Origin of the sequence: Methanobrevibacter sp. (assembly GCF_017539065.1) — an archaeon.
In the GTDB taxonomy this organism is placed as follows: Archaea; Methanobacteriota; Methanobacteria; order Methanobacteriales; family Methanobacteriaceae; genus Methanocatella.
On record NZ_JAFYHP010000002.1, the window covers coordinates 1 to 10,427 of the forward strand.

10 protein-coding genes and 1 pseudogene are annotated in these 10,427 nt (G+C 32.5%); 7 read left to right on the plus strand and 4 right to left on the minus strand.

What is annotated here, in order from left to right; genetic code table 11:
* A pseudogene (locus IKS50_RS00075) lies at positions 1-605 on the minus strand (methyl-coenzyme M reductase subunit beta); the annotation flags it as partial.
* A gap of 486 nt (positions 606-1,091) precedes the next feature.
* Between IKS50_RS00075 and mmp10 the strand changes: the two are divergent.
* The gene (mmp10, locus tag IKS50_RS00080; protein ID WP_292843635.1) at positions 1,092-2,336 is read left to right on the plus strand and encodes a methyl coenzyme M reductase-arginine methyltransferase Mmp10; all 1,245 of its coding nucleotides are present in this window, start codon (positions 1,092-1,094) and stop codon (positions 2,334-2,336) included.
* Positions 2,337-2,345: 9 nt separating this feature from the next.
* On the opposite strand, the gene IKS50_RS00085 is transcribed toward mmp10, so the two are convergent.
* Together IKS50_RS00085 and IKS50_RS00090 are read right to left on the minus strand one after the other, a co-directional pair.
* Positions 2,346-3,269 carry a methanogenesis marker 7 protein gene (locus IKS50_RS00085; protein ID WP_292843637.1) on the minus strand — a complete coding sequence of 308 codons (924 nt, stop codon included), beginning with the start codon at positions 3,267-3,269 and terminating at the stop codon, positions 2,346-2,348.
* A gap of 55 nt (positions 3,270-3,324) precedes the next feature.
* On the minus strand, positions 3,325-3,843 hold the full coding sequence (locus tag IKS50_RS00090; RefSeq protein WP_292843639.1) for a hypothetical protein: 519 nt from the start codon (positions 3,841-3,843) through the stop codon (positions 3,325-3,327).
* A gap of 36 nt (positions 3,844-3,879) precedes the next feature.
* Here IKS50_RS00090 and comB point away from each other — a divergent pair, with 36 nt between their 5' ends.
* From comB to IKS50_RS00120, 6 genes are all read left to right on the plus strand, one after another.
* Positions 3,880-4,566, plus strand: coding sequence for a 2-phosphosulfolactate phosphatase (comB, locus tag IKS50_RS00095; protein WP_292843641.1), 687 nt, complete (start codon positions 3,880-3,882; stop codon positions 4,564-4,566).
* A 46-nt stretch (positions 4,567-4,612) separates the two neighbouring features.
* Positions 4,613-5,782, plus strand: coding sequence for a TraB/GumN family protein (locus IKS50_RS00100; protein WP_292843643.1), 1,170 nt, complete (start codon positions 4,613-4,615; stop codon positions 5,780-5,782).
* A 67-nt stretch (positions 5,783-5,849) separates the two neighbouring features.
* Positions 5,850-6,062 carry a DUF1922 domain-containing protein gene (locus IKS50_RS00105; protein WP_292843645.1) on the plus strand — a complete coding sequence of 71 codons (213 nt, stop codon included), beginning with the start codon at positions 5,850-5,852 and terminating at the stop codon, positions 6,060-6,062.
* A gap of 22 nt (positions 6,063-6,084) precedes the next feature.
* Entirely contained in the window at positions 6,085-7,407 is a 1,323-nt protein-coding gene (locus IKS50_RS00110) for a hemolysin family protein (protein ID WP_292843650.1), read from the plus strand.
* Between the two features lies 1 nt (position 7,408).
* Positions 7,409-8,353 carry a calcium/sodium antiporter gene (locus tag IKS50_RS00115; protein ID WP_292843655.1) on the plus strand — a complete coding sequence of 315 codons (945 nt, stop codon included), beginning with the start codon at positions 7,409-7,411 and terminating at the stop codon, positions 8,351-8,353.
* 36 nt (positions 8,354-8,389) lie between these two features.
* Entirely contained in the window at positions 8,390-9,814 is a 1,425-nt protein-coding gene (locus IKS50_RS00120) for a hypothetical protein (protein ID WP_292843657.1), read from the plus strand.
* A 1-nt stretch (position 9,815) separates the two neighbouring features.
* Here the strand turns inward: IKS50_RS00120 and IKS50_RS00125 are convergent.
* The coding region (locus tag IKS50_RS00125) for a TIGR00269 family protein (protein WP_292843660.1) at positions 9,816-10,427 on the minus strand (612 nt) is incomplete at its 5' end.

The following is a 10,427-nucleotide window of genomic DNA, read 5'->3' on the forward strand; positions in this document are numbered from 1 at the left end:
GCAGCGAAGTCGTTTGCTTTAACGTTTCTTAAACCGTAACCTGCACCTTCGAGTTTTTGTGGAATGTCTAACATGGTTGCAATGTTAGATCCTTTGTAGTCTACAGATTGTGGGTATCTACCTAATACTGCAGCTTTTACGAAGTTTGCGTCGTAAATATCAACATCACAAATGTCGATAACAGATTGTACTAAAGCTGAAGCGGTTGACAATGGAGCTGAAGAGTATTCTGCACCAACATCGATTCTTCTGGTTGGTACTTGTACTAATAACCTTTTTCCTCCGGAAATAGGTGTTACAACAGTATCGTCGCCATCTGCAACTTGGATAATACCTTTCATTTTGTCTGCGATTGCTTCTGCGTTTTCTACAATAGCTAAATCTAATTCTCTACCTAAGATTCTAGATTTGTCTCCACCAACAGATGCTGTTTTAACAGATTTTTCGAGTCCTTCTAAGTTTACTGCAACAGTTCTTTTAACACCTTTTACAATGCGTTCAATTGCAGGGTTTCTTAATGGACTGATAGCTTCGATTGGTACGTCAGATGCAATTTCGTTGCCTCTATCATCGAATAAATCGATTTTATCATCAAACTTTGCCATTTTTTCCCTCCTAAATAAATAGAGTTTAACTAATATACCACTCTCAATGGTGAATTTTTTCACCAAATTGAGTTTTTAGCTACAAAGCAAGTTTTTGCAATAGCCAGCCATATGGTATACAAATTTTATTTTATAAAAGATATAATATAAAGATTACCTATGGGATATTTTAGAAAGATTTATAAAGTATAATAAAATATTTTTTCTTTAAGAAAAAACTGCCTAAAAGTAATACTTTTTATTATTGATAAAAATTTGTTTTTACCATCAATTATGAGCATATTTCAGATATTTTAAATTAAATTCTAAAAAATAAAAATTTAACTTATTTTAAGTTATTTAAACCTTTATTTTTAAAAATAGAGCAAAATAAAAAATTATTACTTACAAGCTTGAAAGTAATAAATAATACTAAAAGTAATACAAAAATTAGTCAACAAAAAATCAAGAATTTATAAATAAAATGAACTTTAAAATAAAAATTATATGCAAGTTGTAGCTGATGTTGGAGGGATACCTGGAAGGGATTGTAACGGTTTTTGCAAATACTGTTACTTCCGGAAGGTGAAAGAAATTAAAAGTTTTGGCTGTGCACACTGTCTGCCCAACAAAATAGGTTGTGAAAGATGCAGCAAAGGAGTCTCTGAAACACAGGGTGATTTCAAATCCCCATTTGAAGTGATGAGCGAAGTGCAGAATGCATTGATGATGAGCATGGGACGAAGCGAAATAAGTGCATATATCAGTGGAGGAGGAGATATAAGCTGCTACCCTCACCTTGAAAGTTTAACAGCCAGTTTAAATCAATTTTCAATTCCGTCAATATTGGGATACACATGCGGTAAAGGCATAAATGACTCTGAGATGGCTACAAGATTAATAAATAATGGAGTAAAAGAGGTTTCATTTACTATTTTCTCATCAGACCCGAAACTTCGAAAAGAATGGGTAAAAGATCCAAATCCTATCGAAGCGCTTAAAGCATGCAAAATATTTTGTGAAAATGTTGATTTGACAGGGGCTGCAGTAATAATCCCTGGTGTTAACGATGGAGATGTTTTACGGGAAACCTGCAATTCTTTAGAAGAATGGGGCGCAAAGGGAATGCTCTTGATGAGATTTGCAAATACATTCAATGAAGGACTTATTTTAGGTAACGAACCAATCCTCAAAGGTATTGAATCCCAACCTGTTGAAGAATTTGGCGAACTTGTAAAGCAGATCAACTCAGAGTATAAATTTAGGGTTAGCGGAACACCAATATGCGATCCCGAAACTGGCGGACCATTTGCAATAGCTAAAGATGAAAATGAAGTATTTCTACAATTCATTAAACCAATAACCGGGGAAGCGACAATTATCACTTCAAAAATCGCAGCGCCATATATATCAAATATATTTGATAAACTTGAAGCGGATAATGTCAATGTTGTTGCGGTTGAAAAAGAGATAGCTTGCCTAATAACAAAAGAAGATTTGGAAAAACTTGACTTGAGTGAAATTAAGGATGCCGTGATAATTCCTGGAAGATCCTTTGTTCACCAACTTGATGCTGAAAGGATTCTGAGTGCCGATGGAGTGGATAGGCTCGTTGGCCGAGGCCCCGACACCCTATCTGTAGACGGGGAGTTAAGCATTGACATGACTGATGAAAATGTCATAGAAAGAGAATTGGAACAATTCAACGATTTGGTAGACGCCATCAATTTCTTTGGAATGCGACTGCTCTAAAAAAAGGATTTAGTCAGAATCCTCAACAAGAGAACTCTCACTATTAATTTTTACTAAGATGTAATCATACATTTTTGATTTTTTAATTTCTGCGATTTCTGATAATTTTTTACCATCAATAACCACATCTGCGATTACATCGGCATAATTATCATAATTCAATTTTACGCGAACACCGTCGAGTTGTGAAGTTACGGGTGTTGGAGAAATAACATCTTTAATTTCTTTAACCTGGTTTTCAATTGCATTTTTTACAACAATAGATGGCACTAAAGGTGGATCGAGAGCCATTTCATGTTTTTTGTCACTTAAAATTTGTTCAATGGTTTCAACTAATTTATCAAGTGCACGTATATCGGGACCTCTTCTGAGTCTTCTTGGGATTCTGCCAAGACCTCCAACATATGCGTCAGCACCCGGGAGCTCATTAACATCAATTTCTGGTGAACCTGTTACAATTACAGGTATATCAATATTATCATAAAGGAAAGCTTTTTCTTTAATACAATTTTCAAAACTACCTAATGCAAAAATGGCAATATCATGCTCCTCGATTAAGTCTCTTTCTTCTTCAGTAATCCCTGCAGTTCCTTTACCGTCTCCCCTTGCAAGACCAATCATATTATCTTTTGCACCAAATTCACGCAAATATTCAGAAATGTCACATGCCGCGTGAGGCAAATGGTGTCTTGCAAGTGTTGGTGAAACAATAGCTATTTCAGAACCGGCCATAGGAGCAACTGATAATTTTGCTAATAATTCATTAGATTTTTCTTCAATCTTATCAACATCCTCTAGGGGAACAGCCATGTTTAGGACCAATTCCATCTGTTGAATACTATCTTGAAGAATGAAGCCTCCCAAATCTTCAATTAATTCTCTTATTTCTTCACTTTTGTGAACTCCACCAGTAAATATTAATGTTTCATACATTTTAACAACTCTCAAAAAATGCAATTGTATAGTATTATAATTTATAATTCATTTATTATATTAAATTTTCTAAAATTGCATATCTTAATTCTGCCTTCTTAAAGGGATTTTTAGAAATGTCATTGTGAGAAGGGATCTCAACGAGATTTTCTGTCTCAATCACATTTTCCTTTGAATAATCCGGATAAATAACATAATCAAAGTCATCAAGAACTATATTGAATCCCACATCTGAAACTATGTCTTTTAAAAACTCAGAATAGACTTTGACATTAATATCTCTTTTGAAATCAGAATTCAAATATTTCTTGCAGAGTCCATAATCGTCAAAAAAGCGAATGATTTCGCTGTCTGACAATTCATTGCCCTCAATTTGGGAAACCTTTTTTATACTTTCGAAAATTTGTGTGGCAGTATTGATTTTGATTGGCAGAGAATTCATCTTGACTTTGCTTTCAGAAAGAAGAATAGCCAAATCACCCCCTTCTTCATCGGGAAATTTATTCACTGCATAATCTTTAATGCCGGCTAATCTTACGATTTCTTCACACATGGGTGTTGTGACAACTTTCATAATATTATTATATAATCATTTGATATAAATTACTTCATGAAAGTAACATTGAGTTTTGAGGAAAGTACAAGCAGTGATGTTTCCATAATGGTTGATGCCCTAAGAGCGAGCACAACAATAACCTTAGCTTTAAACAATTTCAAAAGGATAATTCCATGCTTCACACCTGAAGAAGCTCTGGACTTAAAAGAAAAAGTAGGGGGAATTCTCGCAGGTGAACGCAATGGAAAACAAATCGAAGGGTTTGAACTCGGAAACAGCCCTTATGTAATAAAAGATTTTGAACCTTCACAAGATACATTAATATTTACATCAACTAATGGGACAAGAATACTTGAAAATATGAACTCAAAAGTTTTGGTGGGATCTTTAGTTAATGCAAAAGCAGTTGCACTAAAAAGCATCAAATTAGCTAGCGAACATATTGATGTTGTAATGGCGGGAGTTAAAGGAGAATTTGCAATTGAAGATTTCCTTGCGGCCGGTGAAATATTATATTGGATAAATGAAAATTTAGATGAATGTGAGTTAAGCGAATATGGCCAATCAGCAATTTTAAAAACTAGAGATAATGAATCCTTGAGAGACACATTTTTAAATTCAAGAACCGCTAAAAGATTAATTGAACTAGGTTACAAAAGTGATGTTGAACTATGCTGTTTAAAAAATATTAGTGACAATGTTGCAATATATGAAAATAATGAATTAACTTTATATATTTAAACTTAATAATTTTAATAATATAATTCTACAAAGAAGTGTTTTTTTAATGAAAAGAGAATGTTTAACAATAATCGGCACTGCACATGTATCTGAAGAAAGTGTTAATGAGGTAAAGGATGCAATTTATGAACAGCACCCCGAAGTAGTTGCTATTGAACTTGACAGAAATAGATACCACAGATTAAAGCAAGAGATGATGGGTATTGAACAGGACGATACAATTTCTGTAACCGAGATAATCAAAGAAAATAAAGTTGGATTATTCTTCACAAGCACTCTTCTAAGTTATTTTCAATCCAAAATAGGGGCAGATGTTGATGTGGCGCCAGGTTCAGAGATGATTGGTGCAATTGAAGCTAGTGAGGATCTAGGAATACCAATTGCTCTCATTGACAGAGATGTTAATGTGACCCTACAAAGAGCCTTGAACAAAATGGGCTTTATTGAAAAAGCAAAATTCTTATATGGATTAATCGCTTCTGTTTTAGGATTTGGGGACGAAGAGGATGTTGACATTGAAGAGTTGAAAAATCCCGACAATCTGGATGAATTAATGGAAATGTTTAAAGATGAAGCTCCAAATGTCCATGAAGTCCTTGTCCATGAAAGAGATGCATATCTTGCAGGAAGCATAATGAGACTGCCCCAAGACCATGTAATTGCAGTTGTTGGAGCAGGCCATAAACCTGGAATTGAAAGATATTTAGATAATCCTGAAACCTTGCCAAATTTAAGAGATTTAGAAGTTGTTAATGAAAAAAGAGGCATTCCCTGGGTTAAAATATTTTTAGCAATGATTCCAATATTGTTTGTAGTGATATTTTTTCTTGCATATTTTAATGGGATAAATATCACCTGGAATATTTACGATTTTATTATTATTAGTATGATTATGGGATTTATTGGATCAATCCTTTCAGGCTCAAAAATCCAATCCGCAATTGTCGGAGGATTGGTTGCGCCATTAACAATTATTCATCCATTACTTGCAGCAGGATGGTTTTCAGGTTTAACCGAAGCTAAGTTCAGAAAAGTCAGACAAAAGGACATCAAAAATTTAGCAAACATCGAAAGTTTTAGAGATTTATGGGAAAATAATATATTTAGAATACTTCTTGTGGTTATCGGTACTAACCTAGGAGTTAGTATTGCAACATTAGTTATTTTACCATCCAAAGTTTTCATACCATTATTTATGAAAATCTTCGGCATGTAATAATTAATTTTAAATAATATATTGATAATATTATAATTACTAAAGTTAATTTTAATGGAAAAAAATTATGTATCTTATATTTCGTTGCGACTGTGGACGCGCATTATATGCAAAAGAAGGAGTGGCTACCCGCAAATGTGTTTGTGGAAAAACTTTAAAGGTTAAATCAAGACGAATTTTTCAAAAAGTAGCTACAAGAGAAGATGCATCCCTTGCAGTGCAAGAAATGCAAGATAAAATATATAAAAACACTGGTTTTATGAAAGCCAGCGACTTATGATTATTTTAATGGTTTGTTAAAAATGATTGGAACGACACTCGAGATAATTATTATATTAATTTTGATAATTCTTACAGGATATTTATCAATGGCGGAACTTGCTGTTGTATCTATAAGAAAAGCTAAAATGCAAAAATACTTAGAAGATGGAAATGAAAATGCACAAATTGTTTTTGATTTATTAGAAGACCCTAACGAATTTTTATCAACCGTGCAAATTGGAATTTCACTTATTGGTGTTTTGACAGGGGCTTTTGGTGGAGTAACTTTAGCTGAACCTCTTGCAAAACTCATTTCATTTGTACCCTACAGTGAGCCTATAAGTGTTGCAATTGTTGTTATCGTTACAACTTATTTGACATTGGTTGTTGGAGAAATTGTACCGAAAGTCATTGCTTTAAATGACCCTGAAAGAATCGCGTTAAAAGTTGCTAAAAGCATGGTGGTTCTTGAGAAAGTTTCAAAACCTGTCAGTTTTGTTCTTGCAAAATCAAGCAGTTTTCTTTTATGGTTACTTAGAATCGAAAATAAAAATGATGATGTTGTAACTGAAGATGAAATCAAATTAATGATTGAAGAAGGAAGAGAAGACGGTACAATTGAACAAGAGGAAGAGGACATTATTAAAAGGGTTTTCCAACTTGATGATCAGAAGGTTGAAAGTATAATGACTCCAAGAAATGAAATCATTTGGATTGATCTTGAAGATGATAGGGACATCAACAAAGTTAAAATCATTGAAAGTAAAAGATCAATTTTTCCAATAGCTAAAGGAGAGCTAGATGATTTTATTGGAGTAGTGCAAGCAAAAGATATTCTTTCAGTGCTTTTTAGTGATGAAGAATTTGACATTTATAAAATCGTGAAAGAACCTTTAGTAGTTTCTGAACATTTAGAAACATTAGAATTGCTTAGAGAATTTAAAGAAAACCAAGAATATGTCCATATGTCTCTTGTTGTTGATGAATTCGGCAGTGTTGAAGGTTTAATCACATTAAACGATTTACTTGAAGGTATTGTTGGAGATATTCCTGGAATTGATGAAGAAGATGAACCTCAAGCAATACAAAGAGATGATGGAACCTGGTTGATTGATGGAAGATATCCTATTGATAAATTTAAAGAATTATTTGACTTTAAAGATAAATTACCTGATGAGGAAGAAGATAACTATACTACTTTAGCCGGTTTTATTTTAAGCTTAAGTGGTACTATCCCTGATGAAGAGGATAAATATGAATGTGGAAGATTTATCTTTGAAATCATTGACATTGATGGACATCAGATTGATAAAGTTCTTGTAACTGATTTGGGCCCAGAAGAGCCTATGCCAACAGAGGAATAAAATGGATGCATCTATAATAATTCAAGTTGTTTTATTGCTTGTAGGATTTGTATTTTTAATTAAAGGATCTGACTTTTTCGTAGATGGAGCCAGCAGCATCGCTTCAATTTTAAAAGTGCCTACGATCATCGTTGGTTTAACCATTGTGGCACTTGGAACAAGTGCTCCTGAAGCGGCCGTTTCTATAACTTCTTCATTGACAGGCAGCAATGCAATGGCTGTCAGTAATGTTATAGGAAGTAATCTTTTTAACATGTTAATGGTAATTGGTATAGCTGCATTGCTTAGTAATTTATTAATGGAAAAAAGTGTTTTAGAAAAAGATTTGCCTTTCCTTGTTGGAATTACCGTTTTATTTGTAATATTTATCTTTATTGGATGGGATATTACTAATATTGAAGGAATAATATTGCTTGTTATTCTAATTGCATACATCCTTTATTTAATTCATGACTCAAAAAAATCTAGTGAATCAGGTGTTGTGGAAAAACCAAAATGGAGCCTTCCAAAAAGTATAGCATTCATAATTATTGGTCTTATTGGAATCATTCTTGGTGGAGATTTTGTTGTAGATAGCGCTTCAGCTATAGCAATTGCACTTGGAATGAGTGAAACATTAGTTGGTCTAACCATTGTGGCGATTGGTACCTCTCTACCTGAACTTGTCACTTCAATTGCCGCTTTAAAGAAAGGAGAAAATCAGTTGGTTATAGGTAACGTTATTGGTTCAAACATCTTTAACATTCTATTTGTGCTTGGAGCAAGTAGTGCTATAAGTGAAATACCGATTGACTCAAGTATATTAATAGACGTGGTCTTTATGCTTGGTGTAACCATACTATGTTTCATATTTGGTAAAACCCAAGACAAATATGATAAAAAAGAAGGAGCTATATTAATTGCCTTATTTATTGCATATATGGCCTTTGCAATTTTGAGAAACTAATATATAAATTTAAATTAATAAATATGCTGAATTCAAATGATTAGTCCAAAAGAAAACGTTGATACATTAGTAATTTCTTATAAATTTCCCCCAAGCAATGATATTAACGGAATCGTGCTTGCAAAAAGAATAATAAACAATAATTCGTTAGTAGATGTGTTGCTAAATAAAGTTGAAGATGATGAATATATAAATTTTGATGAAATAGATAATTATATAAATAATAGATTTTATACTTCAGTTGACTTTATTAGAGATACTGTTGATGGCATATTTGAATTTAACAAACAAGGCCTGGAAATAATTGGAAACAAAGAATATGAAAAAATTTACAGTAGTTCCTGGGCCATGTCAAACCATTTCCTTGCATTAGAATACAAATTTAAACATCCCGACGTTTTTTGGACTGCAGAATTTTCAGATCCCCTATCAAGGGACATGAATGGTGAATTTAAGGATTATAGAAAATTAGATAATAAAGAATATATCGACAAAATAAACTCAAAAATCAAAGAACGTGATTCCAATCTTAAATTATTGGAAAATCCGAGCAATCACTTTTATATTGTTGAATATCTTACCTATATTTTTGCAGATAAACTCGTTTTTACAAATTTTAATCAAAAAGAAATGATGACTGAACTATATGATGAAAATATAAAAGAGATAGTGGAAAATAAAACAGAAATCTCCCAACACCCCACTCTTGAAAAAAAATATTATCATTTAGTTGAAAAAGAATGCAACTTAAATAGTGATGATATCAACATTGCCTATTTTGGAAATTTTTATTATGTTAAAAGACATTTTGAAGCATTGTTCTATGCATATGAAAGTTTAAATCATGAATTTAAGAATAAAATAAAATTCCATATCTTTATTAATGAAGATGACCTTTTAAAAATAGTGATTGATGATTTGACGTTTAAAGAGAATATTATTATTCAAAAACCTTTAGATTATTTTGAATTTTTAAATGCAACTACACAATTTGATATTCTGCTTGTCAATGATGCAATTACTGAAGGAGGTTTTAAAGTAAATCCATATATTCCTTCAAAATTATCCGATTATAGGGGATCAGGCAGGAATATTTGGTCAATGTATGAAAATGGAAGCCAGCTATCCAAAGAAGATGCGAAATATAAGTCCCCTGTCAACGATTTTAACAAAACCCGTGAGGTTTTAATAAATATCTTAAAAGACTATGGATACGATGATGAAAACTGCAGCTTCAATAATTATTATCTTGAAAAAAGAATCACCGACTTAAATCAGCTCATTGAACGGGAATTCAAAGCTAAAAATAGAAGTAATAGAAAACTATCTAATCTAAAACGAGAAAATAAAAAGTTGAAAAAGAAAGTTGAAAAGATTGAAAATGAAAAAGAAGAGTTAATATCCTCAAATAGCTGGAGAATAACAAAGCCTTTAAGATCCATCAGAAAAATTAAAAAATAATTTATAAATTAATTAATTCTTTCAACTCACAAGCCTTGCAAACATTTGATGAAGTCGGCTCACCACAAACTTCACATTCATTAAGCTTTGTGTTAATATCATTTTCAAACGTTAAAATCTGTTTAAAAGATTCCATCACATTATTTTTTATGCCGGGATATTGGTCCTCGCTAACATTTAAAAATTCTTTAATTTTTGCTCTCAAGGACAAATGAGAATAAGGACATTCATCCAAATGGATATCTATGTTGTTTATCACCGCCCACATTCCAACTTCCTTTTCAGGAGTATTCCATAACGGCTTAATTCGTGGCACCAATTTTGGATGAATTACATCAAGTTCAGGGCCGAATTTCGAAAATTTGATAGTATCTCCTCGAGCAAAACTCATTAAGAATGATTGAATTTCATCATCAAGATTATGGCCAGTAGCTATTTTACAAGCGCCCAGTTCATAAGCAGTTTTATTTAAAATATTTCTTCTAAAGACCCCGCATGGAATGCATGCACTTTTAAAATCAGAGTAGATATCATCTAAATTAAATCCCTCTTCCTCTTTAAATGATTTTTGAACTAGTTTAACATTCAAATCACGAGCATTTTGAATAGCTGA

Bases quoted from the DNA above. Each gene is read 5' to 3' on its own strand.
- IKS50_RS00105 (WP_292843645.1), top strand. From the start codon at position 5,850: ATGTATCTTATATTTCGTTGCGACTGTGGACGCGCATTATATGCAAAA.
- IKS50_RS00085 (WP_292843637.1), bottom strand. From the start codon at position 3,269: ATGTATGAAACATTAATATTTACTGGTGGAGTTCACAAAAGTGAAGAA.
- IKS50_RS00115 (WP_292843655.1), top strand. From the start codon at position 7,409: ATGGATGCATCTATAATAATTCAAGTTGTTTTATTGCTTGTAGGATTT.
- mmp10 (WP_292843635.1), top strand. From the start codon at position 1,092: ATGCAAGTTGTAGCTGATGTTGGAGGGATACCTGGAAGGGATTGTAAC.
- IKS50_RS00110 (WP_292843650.1), top strand. From the start codon at position 6,085: ATGATTGGAACGACACTCGAGATAATTATTATATTAATTTTGATAATT.
- IKS50_RS00120 (WP_292843657.1), top strand. From the start codon at position 8,390: ATGATTAGTCCAAAAGAAAACGTTGATACATTAGTAATTTCTTATAAA.
- IKS50_RS00090 (WP_292843639.1), bottom strand. From the start codon at position 3,843: ATGAAAGTTGTCACAACACCCATGTGTGAAGAAATCGTAAGATTAGCC.
- comB (WP_292843641.1), top strand. From the start codon at position 3,880: ATGAAAGTAACATTGAGTTTTGAGGAAAGTACAAGCAGTGATGTTTCC.
- IKS50_RS00100 (WP_292843643.1), top strand. From the start codon at position 4,613: ATGAAAAGAGAATGTTTAACAATAATCGGCACTGCACATGTATCTGAA.